At 40.0% G+C, this 17523-nt stretch carries 15 protein-coding genes and 1 tRNA gene; 3 read left to right on the plus strand and 13 right to left on the minus strand.

Translation table 11 applies throughout. The features are described from left to right. Nucleotides 1-153: 153 nt before the first annotated feature. Nucleotides 154-1503 carry a Trk system potassium transporter TrkA gene (trkA, locus tag GEZ85_RS04120; protein ID WP_153209594.1) on the plus strand — a complete coding sequence of 450 codons (1350 nt, stop codon included), beginning with the start codon at nucleotides 154-156 and terminating at the stop codon, nucleotides 1501-1503. Nucleotides 1504-1506: 3 nt separating this feature from the next. Beyond that, nucleotides 1507-2946 carry a TrkH family potassium uptake protein gene (locus GEZ85_RS04125; protein ID WP_153209595.1) on the plus strand — a complete coding sequence of 480 codons (1440 nt, stop codon included), beginning with the start codon at nucleotides 1507-1509 and terminating at the stop codon, nucleotides 2944-2946. Between the two features lie 44 nt (nucleotides 2947-2990). On the opposite strand, the gene GEZ85_RS04130 is transcribed toward GEZ85_RS04125, so the two are convergent. From GEZ85_RS04130 to GEZ85_RS04165, 8 genes are all read right to left on the minus strand, one after another. Next, nucleotides 2991-3794: an ABC transporter ATP-binding protein gene (locus tag GEZ85_RS04130; RefSeq protein ID WP_000157668.1), complete on the minus strand. Its 804-nt coding sequence runs from the start codon at nucleotides 3792-3794 to the stop codon at nucleotides 2991-2993. A gap of 12 nt (nucleotides 3795-3806) precedes the next feature. Continuing rightward, nucleotides 3807-4700 carry an ABC transporter permease gene (locus GEZ85_RS04135; protein WP_000011439.1) on the minus strand — a complete coding sequence of 298 codons (894 nt, stop codon included), beginning with the start codon at nucleotides 4698-4700 and terminating at the stop codon, nucleotides 3807-3809. An 11-nt stretch (nucleotides 4701-4711) separates the two neighbouring features. Further along, nucleotides 4712-5689, minus strand: a complete 978-nt coding sequence (locus GEZ85_RS04140) for an ABC transporter substrate-binding protein (protein ID WP_153209596.1) — start codon at nucleotides 5687-5689, stop codon at nucleotides 4712-4714. Between the two features lie 452 nt (nucleotides 5690-6141). Beyond that, on the minus strand, nucleotides 6142-7068 hold the full coding sequence (locus GEZ85_RS04145; RefSeq protein WP_049523558.1) for an ATP-binding cassette domain-containing protein: 927 nt from the start codon (nucleotides 7066-7068) through the stop codon (nucleotides 6142-6144). Nucleotides 7069-7078: 10 nt separating this feature from the next. Beyond that, nucleotides 7079-8146 (minus strand): ABC transporter ATP-binding protein, encoded by a 1068-nt coding sequence (locus GEZ85_RS04150; protein ID WP_042900320.1) that lies wholly within the window; start codon nucleotides 8144-8146, stop codon nucleotides 7079-7081. Between the two features lie 8 nt (nucleotides 8147-8154). Next, nucleotides 8155-9081, minus strand: coding sequence for an oligopeptide ABC transporter permease OppC (gene oppC / locus GEZ85_RS04155; RefSeq protein ID WP_049486660.1), 927 nt, complete (start codon nucleotides 9079-9081; stop codon nucleotides 8155-8157). Beyond that, nucleotides 9081-10577: an ABC transporter permease gene (locus tag GEZ85_RS04160; protein ID WP_153209597.1), complete on the minus strand. Its 1497-nt coding sequence runs from the start codon at nucleotides 10575-10577 to the stop codon at nucleotides 9081-9083. Before GEZ85_RS04160 ends, oppC begins: the two co-directional genes overlap by 1 nt. 66 nt (nucleotides 10578-10643) lie before the next feature. Beyond that, nucleotides 10644-12623 (minus strand): peptide ABC transporter substrate-binding protein, encoded by a 1980-nt coding sequence (locus GEZ85_RS04165; protein WP_153209598.1) that lies wholly within the window; start codon nucleotides 12621-12623, stop codon nucleotides 10644-10646. 157 nt (nucleotides 12624-12780) lie between these two features. On the opposite strand from GEZ85_RS04165, the gene GEZ85_RS04170 reads away from it, so the two are divergent. Further along, nucleotides 12781-12851: transfer RNA gene (locus GEZ85_RS04170), tRNA-Cys, on the plus strand. A 197-nt stretch (nucleotides 12852-13048) separates the two neighbouring features. On the opposite strand, the gene GEZ85_RS04175 is transcribed toward GEZ85_RS04170, so the two are convergent. From GEZ85_RS04175 to GEZ85_RS04195, 5 genes are all read right to left on the minus strand, one after another. Further along, the gene (locus GEZ85_RS04175; RefSeq protein ID WP_153209599.1) at nucleotides 13049-14380 is read right to left on the minus strand and encodes a hemolysin family protein; all 1332 of its coding nucleotides are present in this window, start codon (nucleotides 14378-14380) and stop codon (nucleotides 13049-13051) included. Nucleotides 14381-14532: 152 nt separating this feature from the next. Further along, nucleotides 14533-15357 (minus strand): DNA-entry nuclease EndA, encoded by an 825-nt coding sequence (gene endA, locus GEZ85_RS04180; protein WP_153209600.1) that lies wholly within the window; start codon nucleotides 15355-15357, stop codon nucleotides 14533-14535. 38 nt (nucleotides 15358-15395) lie between these two features. Beyond that, nucleotides 15396-15584, minus strand: coding sequence for a DNA-directed RNA polymerase subunit beta (locus GEZ85_RS04185; RefSeq protein WP_050234055.1), 189 nt, complete (start codon nucleotides 15582-15584; stop codon nucleotides 15396-15398). Continuing rightward, on the minus strand, nucleotides 15577-16860 hold the full coding sequence (murA, locus tag GEZ85_RS04190) for a UDP-N-acetylglucosamine 1-carboxyvinyltransferase (protein WP_153209601.1): 1284 nt from the start codon (nucleotides 16858-16860) through the stop codon (nucleotides 15577-15579). Before murA ends, GEZ85_RS04185 begins: the two co-directional genes overlap by 8 nt. Before the next feature lie 26 nt (nucleotides 16861-16886). Beyond that, nucleotides 16887-17523: acyltransferase family protein (locus GEZ85_RS04195; protein WP_153209602.1), on the minus strand; the 637-nt coding region annotated here is incomplete at its 5' end.

The following is a 17523-nucleotide window of genomic DNA, read 5'->3' on the forward strand; positions in this document are numbered from 1 at the left end:
TTCTAGAAAGTAGCTAATAGCTATTTCAATTGATTAGGGTATAGTTTTACCTTATAGCAAATTTCCTACTAAAAACTCTGGTGATTAGCTAGTAGGTGCATTTTTTCTTGAAAAAAGGTATGATAGTTACATCATGAAGAAGTAGGTTTTATTATGAAAATTATCCTTGTCGGAGGGGGAAAAGTTGGTTCTGCCCTCTGTCGCTCCTTGGTTGCAGAAAAGCATGATGTTTTGCTGATTGAGCAAGACGAAGCTGTCCTCAATCATATTGTCAATCGCTTTGATATCATAGGCATCCTTGGTAACGGGGCCGATTTTACCATCCTTGAGCAAGCCAGCGTCCAGGATTGTGATATCTTTATCGCCCTGACTGAATACGATGAAGTGAACATGATTGCAGCCGTTCTAGCCAAAAAAATGGGAGCTAAAGAGACCATCGTTCGGGTGCGGAACCCTGAATATTCTAACTCTTATTTCAAGGAAAAGAATATTCTCGGTTTTTCTCTTATCGTTAACCCTGAGCTCTTGGCTGCCCGTGCTATTGCCAATATCATTGACTTCCCCAACGCCCTCTCTGTCGAACGTTTCTTTGGTGGACGGGTCAGCTTGATGGAATTCACTGTTAAATCCTCCAGTGGTCTTTGCCAAATGCCCATTTCTGATTTTCGGAAAAAATTTGGCAATGTCATTGTCTGTGCGATAGAGAGGGATCATCAAATTATCATTCCAAGCGGTGACATGACCATACAGGATAAAGATAGAATCTTTGTCACTGGTAACCGTGTTGATATGATGCTCTTCCATAATTATTTCAAATCTCGTGCCGTGAAGAGTCTTCTTATTGTTGGAGCCGGTAGAATTGCCTATTATCTACTAGGTATCCTCAAAGACAGTCGTATCGATACCAAGGTTATTGAAATCAATCCTGAAATCGCTAGCTTCTTTAGCGAGAAATTCCCAAATCTCTACATCGTTCAAGGAGATGGTACCGCAAAAGATATCCTGCTGGAAGAAAGTGCTCAAAATTATGATGCCGTTGCGACTCTAACAGGGGTCGATGAGGAAAATCTGATTACCTCTATGTTCCTTGACAGGGTAGGTGTACAAAAAAATATCACCAAGGTCAATCGTACCAGCCTCCTCGAGATCATCAATGCGCCTGATTTTTCAAGTATCATCACACCTAAAAGCATCGCTGTAGATACAATCATGCACTTTATTCGTGGTCGAGTGAATGCCCAGTATTCAGACCTTCAAGCCATGCACCATCTAGCCAATGGCCAAATCGAAACCCTGCAATTCCATATCAAGGAAGCTAATAAGATGACTGCCAAACCTCTTTCTCAACTAAAACTGAAAAAAGGGGTTCTTATTGCAGCTATCATTCGAAAGGGCAAGACTATTTTCCCTACTGGGGAGGATATGTTGGAAGTTGGAGACAAGCTCCTAGTAACAACCTTGTTGCCAAACATCACCAAGATTTATGACTTGATCGCGAGGTAAGAAATGAATAAAAGTATGATTCGTTACCTCCTTTCAAAATTACTTTTGATTGAAGCTGTTCTTCTTTTGGTTCCTGTGTCTGTCGCTGTCTATTACCGTGAATCGAGCCAAGTCTTTACGGCCCTCTTTTCAACAATAGGGATTCTCGTATTACTAGGCGGTTCAGGAATTTTACAAAAGCCCAAAAATCAACGGATTTATGCCAAGGAGGGAGTCTTGATTGTTGCCCTCTGTTGGATCCTTTGGTCCTTCTTTGGCGGTCTCCCCTTTGTTTTTGCTAAGCAAATTCCCAGCGTTATCGATGCCTTTTTTGAAATCAGTTCTGGCTTTACAACTACTGGAGCAACTATTCTGAACGACGTTTCGGTTCTCAGCCGTTCCCTCCTCTTCTGGCGAAGTTTTACCCACTTGATTGGAGGGATGGGAGTGCTTGTTTTTGCACTTGCTATTATGGATAATGCCAAGAATAGCCACCTAGAGGTGATGAAGGCTGAGGTTCCTGGCCCTGTCTTTGGTAAGGTTGTATCCAAGCTAAAAAACACCGCTCAGATTCTCTATCTCCTTTATCTAGCTCTCTTCTCCCTCTTTGTCATCATCTATTATCTAGCTGGTATGCCACTATTTGATAGTTTTGTGATTGCTATGGGGACAGCGGGAACTGGGGGCTTCACCGTCTATAACGATGGAATTGCTCACTATGGTAGCTCACTGATTACCTATCTGGTTAGTATCGGAGTTTTGGTTTTTGGGGTAAATTTCAATCTCTACTACTACCTCATGCTCCGCCGCGTCAAGGCCTTCTTTGGTGACGAAGAACTTCGTGCTTACTTGGTCATCGTGCTGGTTTCTACAGGCTTGATTAGCCTTAATACCCTCTATCTCTACCCGGGATTTTCCAAGAGTTTTGAAATGGCCTTCTTCCAGGTTTCCAATATCATTACGACGACTGGTTTTGGATATGGAGACATTACCAACTGGCCCCTCTTCTCCCAGTTTATTCTTCTCTTCCTCATGGGAATCGGTGGTTCTGCTGGTTCAACCGCAGGTGGACTCAAGGTTATTCGAGGCCTCATTCTTTCAAAAATTGCTAAAAATCAGATTTTGTCAATCCTATCGCCCCACCGTGTTTTGACCCTCCATGTTAATAAAACGGTGATTGACAAAGATACCCAGCATAAGATTCTCAAGTACTTTGTCATCTATTCTATGATTTTGCTAGCACTTATCTTTATTGTCAGCCTAGACAGCAATGATTTTCTGGTTGTGACCAGCGCTGTCTTTAGCTGTTTCAATAACATCGGACCTATTCTAGGAACCACTTCTAGTTTCTCAATCTTTAGCCCTATCTCAAAAATTCTCCTCTCCTTTGCAATGATTGCAGGACGATTGGAGATTTACCCAATCCTCCTTCTCTTTATGAAGAGAACTTGGTCTAAGAGATAAAATACAACCACACCTTGTTTCCTTACAAAGTGTGGTGTTTTTATTTATCCCAAAACCAATTCATCACTAACTAGACTTTGGCCACTATTTTTCTGAAAGAGATGCATGAGATCTTCAACCGTCAGATGCTTTTTCTCCTCTCCCTTGACATCCACCACTATCTTCCCTTGATAGAGCATAATGAGACGATTGCCGTACTCAATCGCATGGTTCATATCGTGGGTAATCATCAAAGTCGTCAACTGATGGTGTTCCACAATCTTTTGCGTCAAATCCATCACCATTTGACTAGTTTTCGGGTCAAGTGCCGCAGTATGTTCATCCAAAAGCAAGAGTTTAGGTTTCACCAGAGCTGCCATGACTAGGGTCAAGGCCTGTCTTTGTCCTCCTGAGAGGTATTGAGTATCCACTTTCAAGCGGTTTTCAAGACCAATATTCAACTCCTTCAAGGCCTCTTGGAACTGGATTCTGTCCTTCTCCTTCACGCCCCAGCCAAGTCCTCTCTTTTGCCCACGTCTTAAGGCAATGGCCATATTCTCCTCAATTGTCAAACGAGAAGCTGTCCCCATCTTAGGATCTTGAAAAACACGGGCAATATCCTTGGCTCTCTTTCGTACACTCAGATTTTTAATGGATTTCCCTTCCAATAAAAGGTCCCCTTCGTCCACAGATAGATTGCCAGCCAAGATATTCATCAAAGTGGATTTCCCTGCGCCATTTCCACCAATCACAGAGATAAAATCTCCCTCTTCAACCTCTAAATCTAATCCTTTGAGGACATGGTTTTCATTGACCGTCCCTGCTTCAAATGTTTTGTGAATATTTTCAAGTGTTAACAAACTTGCCATAACTGTCTCCTCCTATTCATTTCTCAATTTCAGACCACGAATCTTTAATCTCTTTTGCAACTCTGGTGCAAATAGAACCAAGGCTAACAAGATTGCATTAAAGAGACGGACCAAGTTTTGATCTAGATTTGGAATTTCATAGATATTTAAAATAATCAAACGGTATACAATAGCACCGATTCCGATGGATAACAAGCGACCTCCAATGGTCAAGTCGTGTATCAAGACTTCCGCAATAATGACTGCACTCAAACCAACAACGATGGTTCCTGTCCCAGAAGTTACATCCGAAAATCCATCATTTTGGGCAAACAAGGAACCACACAAGGCAATCAAGCCGTTTGAAATCATGTAACCAACAATCTTCATGGTGTCTACATTGACCCCATTTGCCTCACTCATCGGAATATTGTCCCCAGTCGAACGCAAGACCAAGCCAATCTCTGTTTTCATCAAAAGAGTCAAGACCAAACAAACAAGTAAGAGACAGGCTAAACTGAATGAGAAAACAGCTTCTTCATTTGTCAGTCCCAAGCTAGCCAACTGTTTAAAGACAGTTGAAGAATCTCCCAAGGAAAGATTGGGCACACTTCCCATGATTTTAATATTGATTGAATAAAGCCCTGTCAAGGTCACAATCCCCGTCAAGAGAGCTGGAATTTTCATCTTGGTGTGAAGCATTCCTGATACAAGACCTGCTACCATACCTGCCAGCAAAGCAAGTAAAGTCGCAATCCAAGGATTTGTCCCTGCCTGTATCTGAGATACGACGACAGCCGCCCCCAGTGGAAAGGCTCCTTCAGCAGTCATATCCGCAATATCCAAAATACGGAAAGTCAAGTAGACTCCAATGGCCATAATCGACCACAACAAACCTTCTGATAAACTAGATAATACAAAACTCATCTCAAACCTCCCTATTCCTTGCTTTCTAACTTACTAATATCAATTCCTAGTGCATCTGCCATTTCTTTATTGGTATGCAATTCCAGTTTTTCAGGCAACTCAACTGCTATATTTTCTGGCTTCTCACCTTTTAAAACACGAATCAACATACGGGCTGTCTGCCGTCCCAATTCTTCATAATTGGTGCCGTAGTTATACAAGCCACCAACAGCAATCATTTCTGTTGAACCACCGAATACTGGAACCTTGTGTTTAATAGAAACCTGCTTAACTGTTTCCATGGTTGATGAAATGATATTATCCGTTGGTACAAAAACCATATCCACCTCTGCCATCAAGCTTTCTGCAGCCGCCTTGACGTTATTACTGTCCAAGATTGTTTTTTCAACAACGGTAAAGCCTTTTTCTTCCAGAAGGCGCTTAGCTTCATCCTTTTGGACAACTGAGTTTGGCTCGCTCTGAGTATAAAGAATTCCAATTGTTTTAGCTTTTGGCAACACTTTCTTTATCAAATTGATTTGGGTTGAAATGGCATCTGATGACTGATCACTTGTCCCAGTTACATTGCCCCCAAGATGCTCTCTTGACTCTACCAACTTGGCACTGACAGGATCTGTTACCGCTGAAAAGATAACAGGTGTCGTTTGTGTTGTATTGGCCAAACTCTGAGCAGAAGGCGTTGCGATAGCTAGAACGACATCACTAGATTCTGCTAGTTGCTGGGAAATGGTTTTTAGATTTCTTTGCTCACCCTGTGCATTTTGCAAATCAATCTCGATATTTTTCCCTTCAACATAGCCTTGCTTAGCCAACTCATCCACAAAACCTTCTCTAGTAGCGTCCAAAGATTGATGAGTAATAAATTGCGAAATACCGATACGAAATACATCTTTTTTCTTATCTGCCTTCAACTGATGCAAACTGATCAGAGAGGTCAAGAGGATCCCTACAACCAAGAGGGGTGCTAGTAATTTTCGGACAACTTTCATAATGAAACTCCTTCTCAGAAAAGATAAAACAAAAAACCGCCTAGATACTATCTAAACGGATGCTTGAAATAATCTAACAAGTTACAACTTAGCTAGTCCATTTAGATATTCATCTATATGGACCACAATCAAAAATCTTAGCCACATAGATACAAACAAATTGCTTGAACTGTTTGCATCCATGGTGACATGTCTACAAACACTATCTAAAGTAGCTAAAGTAAAAGTTTTGATTCATAATTACAGCTTGTCTCTTATTCATTTCTTTTTCTGCTTTCTTTTTTGATGTTTCCTATCTTACCACCTTTTTCATCACCTGTCAAGAATATTTCAGAATTTTTTAAAATTTTTCGAAAATTCTTTCAAGGAGCTTTCAAAGACTTTCAAATCAGTCCAACAAAAAAAGGTTTATAATTTCCATAAAAGTTGACATGGAAATTATAAAACCATTATTAGTTTAACCCTTGTTGGTAACGCGCCAATTCGGCTTGATTAGCCCAAACATAGTGACCTGGACGGATTTCTACCATAGATGGCTTATCTGTCTCATAATCATGTTGATCTGGATCATATACTTTCAAGACCTTCTTACGTTCCAAGATTGGGTCTGGAATTGGTACAGCTGAAAGCAAGGCCTGAGTATATGGGTGAATTGGATTATTAAACAATTCTTCTGTTTCTGCAACCTCTACAATAACACCCTTATAAATAACTGCGATACGATCTGAAATAAAGCGAACAACCGACAAGTCATGGGCGATGAAGAGATAGGTCAAACCAAGTTCTTTTTGGAATTTTTTGAGCAAGTTCAAGACTTGAGCACGCACAGAAACGTCCAAGGCTGAAATGGGCTCATCCGCAATAACAAAGTCTGGTTGCATGACCAAGGCACGGGCAATACCGATACGTTGACGTTGACCACCTGAGAATTCATGAGGGTAACGAGTCAAGTGCTCAGCAAGAAGCCCCACTTCACGAATAATATTTTTAACTTTCTCTTTACGTTCTTCTTCATCCTTGAACAGATGATGATTGTAAAGACCTTCTGAAATAATATAATCAACAGTCGCACGTTCATTCAAACTTGCGGCAGGGTCTTGAAAAATCATCTGGATACGACGAATCAATTCTGCAGCTTGTTCACGCGATTTCTTACCATTAATCTTTTGACCTTCAAAAATGATATCTCCATTACTTGTATCATTGAGACCGATGATAGCACGACCAATAGTTGTTTTCCCACTACCTGACTCACCTACAAGCGAGAAAGTTTCTCCCTTGTTGATAAAGAAGTTAGCATTTTTAACCGCGACAAACTTCTTACTTCCTTCACCGAAGGAAATTTCTAAATCTTTGATTTCTACTAATTTTTCAGACATTTCCTTCCTCCTAGTCAGCCAGATGGGCAAATCCCATTTTATCACGGATCTTATCGTGAAGATTTGCAATCACAGCTGGTTTTTCTACTTTTGGAGCATCCTCATGAAGTAGCCAAGTTTTAGCCCAATGTGTCTCTGATACTGAGAATTGAGGAGCTTTTTGTTCAAAGTCAATCTGCATTGCATAGTCAGAACGCAAGGCAAAGGCATCCCCTTTCAGGTCAGTATAAAGTGACGGAGGTGTTCCTGGGATTGAGTAAAGTTCCCCTTTATCATCAGCAAGCTGAGGCAAGCTAGACAAGAGACTCCATGTATATGGATGGCGAGGGTCATAGAAGACTTCCTCAACAGTTCCATACTCAACGATTTCTCCCGCATACATAACTGCTACCTTATCCGCAATACTTGCTACCACACCAAGGTCATGGGTGATAAAGATTGTTGTGAAATGGTACTCGTTTTGTAAAGATTTTAGCAAATCAATAATCTGTGCTTGGATGGTTACATCCAAGGCAGTTGTTGGCTCATCACAGATCAAGACATCAGGTCGGCAGGCAAGGGCAATAGCAATAACGATACGTTGACGCATCCCTCCAGAATATTGGAATGGGTATTCATCAAAACGTCTATCTGCATCTGGAATCCCAACCTTATTCATGTAGTCAATCGCCAATTCTTTCGCTTCTTTAGCTGTTTTGCCTTGGTGTTTTACAATAACTTCTGTAATCTGACTACCAATTGTTTTAATTGGGTCCAAACTAGTCATTGGATCTTGGAAGATAGTCGCAATCTTAGCACCACGAATTTGTTCCCAATCCTTGTGAGAAGACAAGGCTGTCAAGTCCTGACCACGGTAGTCAATACTTCCTTGGGCAATGCGACCATTTTCTTCAAGCATACCTGTGAAAGTCTTTGTCAAAACAGATTTCCCTGATCCTGACTCACCTACCAAGGCTAATACTTCTCCTTCAACTAGTTCAAGGGAAACGCCGCGAATGGCTGTCAATACTTTGTCACGAACGTCAAATTCCACGACAATATCGCGAGCAGTCAAAATTACATTTTTTTCTTTTGTCATTTCTACTCCTATCTATGTGTACGTGGATCACTAGCATCCGCTAGGTTTTGACCAACTACGAAAAGTGACAAGGATACCAAGACCAAAGTTGTCAATGGAATCCAGAAGAGGTATGCATTTGTTGTTACGTTCTGTGAATAATCTGAAATCAATCGACCTAAACTTGGTACTGTAATAGGCAATCCAAGTCCAAAGAATGACAGAAAGGCTTCATAGGAGATAAATGCTGGAAGCATTTGTGATGTAGTCGTAACAATAACAGATACCAATTGTGGCATGATATTTTTAATGACAATTTTGTATGTTGGAGTTCCGAGTGTGCGTGAAGCAAGGTTGTACTCTAAGTCACGGTAACGCATGATTTGGATACGAATTGAGTAGGCAATCCCAATCCATGTTGTTACACTCATTGCAAAAATCAGATTCCAGAATCCAGCTCCGATTGAGTAAGTCAAGACAATGACAATCAAAAGAGATGGGATGTTTGAGATGACGTTATAAACTTCCATCATCACACGGTCTACTGATTTCGAAATTCCCCAAATACCACCGACAAAGACACCGATAACCAAGTTAATCACTGTCGCAATCACAGAAATGAGGATAGAGTTACGAGCTCCGAACCAAACACCGTCAAAGAGCGATTTACCGTTACTGTCAGTACCGAACCAATGCTCAGCATTTGGCTTAATATAACGAGCACTAAAATCGTTCACTTTGCTGACATCATTGAAATCAAACTTAGAAAACATTGGGTAGATGAAACTCATCAAAATGATAGCTACCAAGATTCCCAACATGACTACAGTTGATTTCTTCTTCATAAATTGTCTAAACACTGAACCCCAGTATGAATAAGCTGGCGCATCAATGGCTTCAGAGGCAAAATCGTCACGTTTTACAAACTGAAATTTTTCTTTATCGATTGTAGACATTATTTGCCTCCTTTCTCAGTCAATTTAATACGTGGGTCAATAATAGTCATCCAAATATCTCCCAAAAGAAGTGAGAAGATAGAAATACATGTAAAGATGAAGACAAGACCTACGACCATAGAGTTATTAGATGCTTTTACAGAGTCAATCAACATTTTACCCATACCTGGGAAGGCGAAGACTGTTTCAGTAAGGGTTGCACCACCGATAACCCCGATAACAGCACCAGGAATCCCTGAAACCAGCGGAACCATGGCATTTTTAAAGATGTGTTTGTTTGAAATTTCTTTTTCAGACAAACCTTTTGCACGAGCAAAACGAACAAAATCCTGTGATTGCAAGTCAATCATGTAACGACGAATCCAAATAGCGGTACCAGGAGCACCCAATAAACCAAGGATAACTGCTGGTAAAACATACGAACGCCAATCTCCAGCACCCAAGATAGGGAATGAATCTGGAAGACCAATTGATGATCCAATCAAACGAACAATGTAAACCAAGGCAATGGTTGGAAGGGCCATCAAGAAGGTCAAAAACCCTGTTGAGAAGCTATCAATCCAAGTGTTCTTGAAGCGAGCCATAGCTGAACCAAGTGGCACGGCAATCGCATAAGAAATCACCAAACCGATCAATCCAACGATTGCAGAGCTAGCAATCATAGAAGGATATTGGTAGTTGCTTTCAGTAGCAGTATATGGGTCATCTTTCCCATAGTTAGCTACTTCACGTGAATCAGCCTGACTAGGAGACTTGTAGGTTCTTGAGTAAATATTTACAGAAGAAGTTTTCTTACCTGTTGGGAACTGAACTTGAGATGTTTTTGTTTGCCCTTGACCCTGAGTAATAACCTGTAAAACAGGGCTATTAGCATAGGTTGGATAAGAGTCACCTAAATTAATGTTCACAAAGTTTTGATGCACAAATGGGAACTGACTGTTGAAGTACAAGAGATATTTGTGTTTAGTTCCTGAACCAACCAAGGACCATCCGATAGCTGGATCATTTTCAAAACGAAGGTAACGTTTCAAGTCTGGATTTTCAGGGTCTTGAATTTTATTAGTATGATCAATGTCAATCAAGTTAGCATAGAATTTGAAAACACGTTCAAAAATCGGGATTTCACGAGTAGCGTAGAATTGGCCACTTTCAGTAAATTCTCCCAGGGTCCAACCATGACCGATTTGTTTGATGTATTTTTCATAGATAGCCTTGTTGGTGTCATTGGCTTCAACTGTTACAGAAGCATCCATCTGGCTAGCTTTTTCTTGCAACTCTTTGGTATCGTAGTACTCGATATAGCCCATACGCTCATAAACAGTATTCTCATAGTTATCACGTTTATCAGCAGTTGTCGCAATCTTGTTATAGTTGGTATCCTGTTTGAAAATCAATTTTCGAGGAACCATTGTATAGATAATCGTGTAAGTCAAGGTTGTTACTAAGAAGATAGAAACCAATGACCGCAAGACACGCATAAAAATATATTTCTTCATATCGTTTCCTTTTAAAATCCCAAAAGAACCTTCTCCTCATGGAGAGAAAGTTCCCTTGAGAGTTATTTATTTAACGTGTTTAGTCAATTCTTTTTGAACTTTTTCGTTTGATTCTTTTTTCTCTTTGAGCCATTTCTCACGAGCTTGTTCATAATCAGCCTTTGTTACAACTTTGTCTTGTAACTGAATATATTTGAAGTAGAGATTTGAACCTTTGTCTCCAGATTGGCTATAAGAAGCTGAGAATGGTACAACACGAGAAATGAATGGTGCAGCACCACTAGAAGACATAGCTGGTAAGAAGAGTGAACTGTCTGTCAACCAAGCTTGAGCAGCAGCATATTTTTCATAACGTTTGTTAAGATCACTTGTTTCTTTTCCAGCTTCATCAAGCAATTTATCGTAATCTTTCACACCAACTTTAGCTGCAGCTGCATTTGATGGGTCATCATACCCCATATAAGTTTTCGTTTGCTCACTATTAGTTGATTTAAGGATATCAAGGTAAGTTGATGGATCTTCATAGTCAGGATTCCATCCAACCGCACCTGAAAGATCCCAATCCTCAGCTGCCGCATTAGCAGCATGATAAGTCGCATTAAAGAATTCATCTTTAGAAATTTGTTGAATATCGATGACAACATTTTCTTCGCCTAAAACTTTTTCAACTGATTGTTTGAACGACTGAATCCGTGCGACAAAGTTTTTAGAGGTTTGGTCTACTGGAACATCCAAGTGGATAGGGAATTTCACACCTTCTGCTTCCAGAGCAGTTTTAGCTTTAGCAAATTCTGCTTTAGCTTTGTCAGCGTTAAAGAGACCGTCTTGACCATCGGCAAAGTTTACATCTTTCCACTCGTCTCCATAAGTCGTAACTTTTTCAGCAACCAAGTCACCGAAAGTTTTTTCGCCTGCAGTCACAAAGTCTGGTTTCACAAATAAATTACGAACTGCGAGAGGAGCACCTTCTTTACCGTTAACTTGAGCAGAATAACCTGTACGGTCAAAGGCAAAGTTCAAGGCTTGGCGGAAGTCTTTGTTAAGAAGAGCTTTCTTAGTAGATGTTTTCTCTTCATCTGTCGTTTTAGATGTATATTTGTAATTTTGTCGATCAATATTTACACCTAAACCTCCAATACCAGCTCCTGACGGAGTGTAGAAAATATTATCCTTGTATGACTCCTCTACCTTTGAGAAGTTTGAACTTGTTGGGTAAAGACGAGCAAAACTATAAGCTCCACTTGTAAAGTTACGCTCAAGTGATTCTTGGTCCGAACCATCAAAATATGCAAGTGTTGCTGTATCTAAATGAACATTCTCTTTATCCCAGTACTGCTCGTTCTTAGCAAATTCGATAGAAGATTTAGCAGTCAAACCTTTGAGCAAGAAAGGTCCATTATATAGCAATGATGTAGGATCTGTCGCTTTAGCAAAATCAGAGCCTTTTGACTTTTCAAATTCTTCGTTTAATGGCCAGAAAATTGAATAAACCATCTTAGAGTTCCAGTAAGGTTCTGGTTGGTTCAAAGTATACTCAAGAGTATAGTCATCAACCGCTTTAACACCTACTGTAGAGAAATCTTTTGAATTCCCAGCCAAATAATCAGATAAACCTTTAACAGAAGTTTCAGCTAGATATAGAGCTTCTGATTTCTTATCTGCCGCATGTTTCAATCCATTCACGAAGTCTTTAGCAGTCACTTCGGCATATTCTTCACCATCGGATGTCATCCATTTGACACCTTTACGAATTTTGTAGGTATAAGTCAATCCATCTTTTGATACAGACCAGTCTTCTGCAACCGCAGGAGTCAAATTCCCGTATTTATCATTTGTGAAGAGGCCATCGATCCCGTTTGAAGTAGCCACTTTCGTACTCTCTTTTCCAGAAATAATATAATCTAATGTTTCTGGATCAGCCGAATAGACATAGCCATAGGTTTTTGGAGCTGTCGAATCAGATGATTTTGAATTCCCACAAGCTACTAACACACCTGTTGCCAATAAAGCAACTCCTGCTGCAACAAAGACTCTACTTTTTTTCATTTATTTACTCCTCTGATAAAGTATAGGTTATCATCAATTATACCATAGATTTCAAGAAAAGTAAACGAATTTTCAGAATATTTAGGCTTATTGACACAAAAAATCTGAAAAAGCTATTGACTGAAAATCATTTTCAAGGTATAATAATAAACGTTAAGGCGGTATAGCCAAGTGGTAAGGCACGGCTCTGCAAAAGCTTGATCGTCGGTTCAAATCCGTCTACCGCCTTCTATAACTTGATTTATCAGGTTTCACATGAACAGAAAGCCCAATTTGAAGGGCTTTTTTCTTTTTCTTTGGATAAATAAGGATAGATTTAGAAAAGTTTTGGGGCGGATTTGGGGACTGAGTTTTTCGAGGATACTATTCCCTTTTAAAATCAACTGAAAAAAGCTTTGTCACGCATGATGACAAAAGCCTCTAGTTTACTCTGTTTCTTCTTCTATTTCAACTTCGGTAATTTGGACTTTTACCTTGGTAACACGTCCATTTTTCACTTTATCATTGGTTAGGATAAGCTGTTTGTTTTGGCTTACCAACTCATAGCTGAGCTTTTCAGTCGTTGGAATGGTCCCCACTCCTGTCAAATAGTAACCAGCGATGGTATCAACGTCATCACTTTCCAGTTCAACATCAAAGTAGTCATTAAAATCATTGAGATTCATGGTACCTTGAACAATATAAGTATCTTCTCCAATTTTATGAACTTCGATTTCAGCCTTATCTGTTTCGTCATCGATTTCCCCAACGATTTCCTCTAAGAGGTCTTCAAGTGTCACCAAACCAGCCATCCCACCGTATTCATCTAGCAAGATTGCCATTTGTCTTTGGGTATTGCGCAATTCCTTTAGCAAGTCATCCACAAAAATGGTTTCAGGAACAAAAAGTGGATCTTGTAAGATTTTCTTCCAAACAATATTGTCAAAGCCATCAACAAAGGCTGCATTGAGCAGGCGCTTGGTATGAATCAAACCGATTACATTATCCTTGTCTCCATCATAGACAGGGATACGAGAATAATTTTGCTTTAAAATACTTTCAATAATAGCCTGATTATCATCCTGAATATCTACCATAAAAGCATCCGTTCGAGGAACCATGACTTCTCTGGCCATCAATTCGTCCAGTGAAAAAATCCCCTGTAACATCTCAATTTCGTCAGCATCTAGTGTTTCTTCACTATTTGTCAGCATGTACTCGATTTCATCACGGGTCATTTTTTCGTCAGCATCGTCAAAGGTCATTGGAGTCAAACGACTTAAGAGATTGGTAGACGCTGACAAGAGCCAGACAAAGGGACTAACTAGTTTCCCCAGACCAATAATAACTGGCGCTGTACGAATCGCTAAAGCATCCTTTAGATTAAGAGCGATTCTCTTAGGATACAATTCCCCAAAAACGATGGAAATATAAGTCAAAAATGCTAAAGATAGAAAACTTGCAATGGCATAAGCTGTTTCGCCATTTCCAAGCCAAGATGCAATTTCTCGTCCCAGAGTTTCTGCCAAACTCGCCCCTGACAAAATCGTAATCAGGGTAATCCCTACTTGAATGGTTGATAAAAAGTGGTTAGGATTTTCTAGCACCTTCAGCAGACGGATATAGCGTCTATCTCCTTCTTCTGCCTTTTGTTCAACACGCGCACGGTTTAATGACACCATGGCCATTTCTGTGGCTGAGAAAAAGGCATTTAATACCGTCAAGATAAACAATAAAACAAATTGTAGCAACAAATTCTGACTACTTGGGTCTTCCATAGTTCTTCTCCTAAAATAGTATCTTACCCTCTATTATATCACAAAATTTAGTCCAGTACATATTATTTTTTCTCAGTGTCTATTCTAGTCCTACTTAAATTGTCAAAAAAAACTCCCACATCTACAAGTGACATAGGAGTTTATCTTGGCTTTTACTGAGTGACCGTTACTTCTCCAGTTCGGTAATCCAGTTGAAGTCCCTTTTGAACATTGGGAACTAGAACATTGAATTCCAATTCTCCGTCTGAAGACTTGGCTTCAATCTGTGAAGCTGAAGGAACTAAATCCTCATTTGTAGCGTAATAAAGGGTTACACGGTAACGGACACGCTTGTTTTTATCCAAGGCCTTGCGTACCATGCTTTCATAGTAGTTTTGCCCTGTCGAATCCTCGGCCTGCGCCTGATTTGCCCAAGCTGTCTGGACAGCAATGTTTTTAGGATTGCTTGTTGAGGCATCAAAACCATCCAAGCCACCGATTAAGGCATAGCCTAACAAGTGACCTCTATCGACCGCATGGGTATAAGAACCCTTAAGATTCTTAACCTGATGCCAGCCTGGAGGAGTCCATGAAGTCGAACCATTCCCCGTTTCCTCACGATTCTTGTACTGACGAGTAGCCTTAGACAAGAGGGCATTAGCTACGGTTGGCACAGTTTCCTTGCCCACTGTCTTTGTTTTATTATCAGCGTAGGGTTTACTTGAAACCTTGGCATCTAGATTAGTTTTATTACCATTGACGATAAAAGCACCGGATCCATTCCATTCCAGACTCCCTTTTATTTGACTCTTAACTGCATCTGTTAAGACACTTTCTGCCAATTCTTGACTAGGAGCTTCAGGCGCTTGTTTTTTCTGACTCACCTTAGTTTTAGGACTATTAGCTGTCGACTGCATCTGCTTGATATAATAACTCCCTGCAGACAAAAGCAATAACACTAGCAGTCCGATCAGTGTCTGTCTTGTTTTTTTGTTCATATTTCTCCTTATCTCTATAAAAAGGCTGGTCTCCCAGCCTAATTTCCTGTAAATTTATGAATCAATTCCTGCCATTTTGCTGGAGACAGGATGGCCCATGGATCTTGACCCTTGCCCAAGATTCCATAACCTACCATTAAGCCAATTCCTAGGGCTAAAACACCTAAAATCAGTACTATGATGACTAAAAGTAAACGCTTGATTACGTAGCTTGATTTCTTATTCATCTTCATCACTTGCCTCAATCCGCTGAATCTTAGCACCTAGCTGCGCCAACTTCTCATGGAAACGGTAGTAACCTCTATCCAAGTGAACCAATTTACCAACTACAGTTTTTCCTTGTGCCACCAAACCTGTCAAAATCAAGGCAGCACTGGCACGAAGGTCAGTTGAAAGAACTTCTGCCCCCTGCAAAGGTTGACCACCAACAATACGAGCTGTATCACGGATAATCTCAGAGTGCAAGCCCATGCGACGCATTTCTTCTAGATGTTGGAAACGATTTTCGAAAACTGTCTCCACCATAGTTGATTCCCCTTTTGCGACGGTCATCAAGGCTGTAAATTGAGCCTGCATATCTGTTGGAAATCCTGGGTGGGGCAAGGTTTTCACATGAACAGCTTTTAGATTTTCTAGTTGAGAACGAACTCGAATTCCTTCAGTTTCCTCTGTCACTTCCACTCCCATTTCAAGCAATTTGGCAATCAAGGGACGGTTGTGCTCCCAGACAGCGTCTCGAATCAAGACATCACCACCAGTCATGGCAGCAGCTACCATAAAGGTTCCGGCTTCGATACGGTCTTGCACTACATTGTGAGTCGTACCATGAAGTTTCTCAACACCGGTAATGGTAATGGTCTCTGTACCAGCACCCTTAACCTTAGCTCCCATTTCATTGAGGAGAATGGCTAGGTCAACAATCTCAGGCTCACGCGCAGCATTTTCAATCACTGTGACCCCATCAGCCAGCGTCGCTGCCATCATCAAGTTCTGCGTAGCACCAACACTTGGGAAATCCATATAGATATGAGCTCCATGTAAGCGATCAGCCTTGGCTTCGATATAACCAGCTGTCTGACTAATCTTAGCCCCCATAGCTTCTAGACCTTTCAAATGAAGATCAATAGGGCGGCTACCAATCGTACAACCACCTGGCATGGATACCTTAGCATGACCTACACGGGCAAGAATTGGTCCCAAGACAACGATAGATGCACGCATCTTGCTGACATACTTGTAAGGAGCTTCCTCAGTGATATCGCCAGTCGCGTCCACCTCAACAAGATGAGCTTCTTCATTAAAATCCACCTTGGCATTTAAACCGCGAACCACCTGATTCATAGTGAAAACATCTGACAAGATAGGAACATTCTGCAAGACGGTCTTTCCTTCACTTGCTAGAATAGTCGCTGCCAACAAGGGCAAGACTGCATTCTTTGCTCCTTCAATCGTAACACTTCCTACCAGACGATTATCGCCACCTTGAACCACAATTTTTTCCATACTTATTTCCTTTACTCTTGATTTTGTTATAGACTTACTTTCTTTGTAATTCTATTAACTAATTTATTAATAATCCAAGCTAAAATTAGACTAAGGACCAGTACAAAAAATGTAAATATCACATCATTTATTCTGGATGACACAAGTGTTTTTCCTAGCATAGAAATAACTAATCCATGTATCATGTATAATTCAAATGATATACTACCTATTAAAATCAAATATATATTTGAAAAATTTATTTTTTTCAAAAAAACAATAATAAAGTAGATTGTAAAAATAATATTATCTAAATTAGCAGCTAACGCATAACTATAACTATCTTCTAAATGCACATACCTCAACAAAATATCGTATTGATGTGAAATAAAGAGTAACACAGTTACTAAAACAAGTATGATAAAATAATGTCTATCTAAAACTCCATCAATTTTCTCTTTATTTTTAGCCCATATTAAGCCAATAATGAAGGGAAAAACACTATTATACCACCAAAAACCGTAACCTAATTTTATAGCTAAACAAATATAACCAATTATAAGTATTGTATTGATAACAATAGAAATGAACTTATTTTTGAAAAACTTAAATGATATATAAAAAAATATATACATTAAAATTATAATATCGACAAACCAACCATTATAAATAATTGTACTTCCT

Source organism: Streptococcus mitis (assembly GCF_009496205.1).
Classification (GTDB): domain Bacteria; phylum Bacillota; class Bacilli; order Lactobacillales; family Streptococcaceae; genus Streptococcus; species Streptococcus mitis_BN.